The sequence below is a fragment of the Caballeronia sp. BR00000012568055 genome, assembly GCF_029439455.1.
In the GTDB taxonomy this organism is placed as follows: domain Bacteria; phylum Pseudomonadota; class Gammaproteobacteria; order Burkholderiales; family Burkholderiaceae; genus Caballeronia.
Genome location: NZ_JAQFVG010000167.1, coordinates 1 through 1080 on the forward strand (window position 1 = coordinate 1; position 1080 = coordinate 1080).

The 1080-nt window shown below is 55.7% G+C and carries 1 protein-coding gene; it reads left to right on the top strand.

Annotated elements, in window-relative coordinates; all coding sequences use genetic code 11:
- Positions 1 to 1080, top strand: a 1080-nt coding sequence (tcuB, locus tag P7F28_RS09310) for a tricarballylate utilization 4Fe-4S protein TcuB (RefSeq protein ID WP_277184220.1), incomplete at both ends; no start/stop codon positions are given.

Consider the following 1080-nt stretch of genomic DNA (forward strand, 5'->3'; position numbering starts at 1 on the left):
ATGCAATCGCTTGAAGCTTTGGCTCGAGAGGCATCTGCCCTCGCCAAGAACGAAATCATCGTTCGATCTGCTCTGTCGGAGCAAGAGAACGAAGTAAGCAGAATCATGCAGATTTGCAACGCTTGTCGCTACTGCGAGGGCTTTTGCGCAGTTTTCCCGGCTATGACTCGCAGGCTGGAATTCGATCGCTCTGACGTGCATTTTCTGGCCAATCTCTGCCACAACTGCGGTGCGTGCCTTCATTCCTGCCAATACGCACCGCCGCACGAGTTTGCAGTGAACGTGCCCAAGGCGATGGCACAGGTCCGCTTGACTACCTACGTCGACTACGCGTGGCCCTCAGCGTTCGGACGGCTTTACAAGCGCAACGGTCTGACGGTGTCGGCTGCGCTCGCGAGTGGTTTGGCGCTTTTCCTCGTGCTCGCGATGTACATGACCGCGGGATCGGTACCTGCCGCTGGTGCGAATTTTTACGCAGTTTTTCCGCACAATCTCCTGGCATTGATGTTCGGCGTTGTCTTTGCCTTTGCAGCGCTAGCCCTTGGCATCGGAGTGAGACAGTTCTGGAGGAACGAAAATCCCGGCGCGCCGTCAATGTCTGCTGCGTCGGAAACCGCCGGTGACGTATTGAGCCTTCGCTATCTTGGAGGTGGCCATGGAGATGGATGCAACAACGAGGACGACGCGTACTCACTCGCACGCAGGCGTTTCCATCACTTTACCTTCTATGGATTCTTACTGTGCTTCGCCTCGACGTGCGTTGCGACCGCCTACCATTATCTCTTCAAGTGGGAGGCGCCATATGCACTCAGCAGCCTTCCTGTGTTTCTTGGATCGTTCGGCGGTATGAGCTTGCTCGCCGGAACTAGCGGCCTCTTTGTCCTTAATCTGAAGCGGCACCCGCTCCATGGAGACCGCGGCCAGAAAAGTATGGATGTCGGTTTCATTGTTCTCCTGTGGTTGACCGCAATAACCGGGTTGATTCTCCTGGCTCTAAGGGAAACCTCTGCGATGCCCGTGTTACTCGCGGTTCATCTTGGGGTAGTCATGGCTCTTTTCGCGACCCTTCCGTACGGAAAA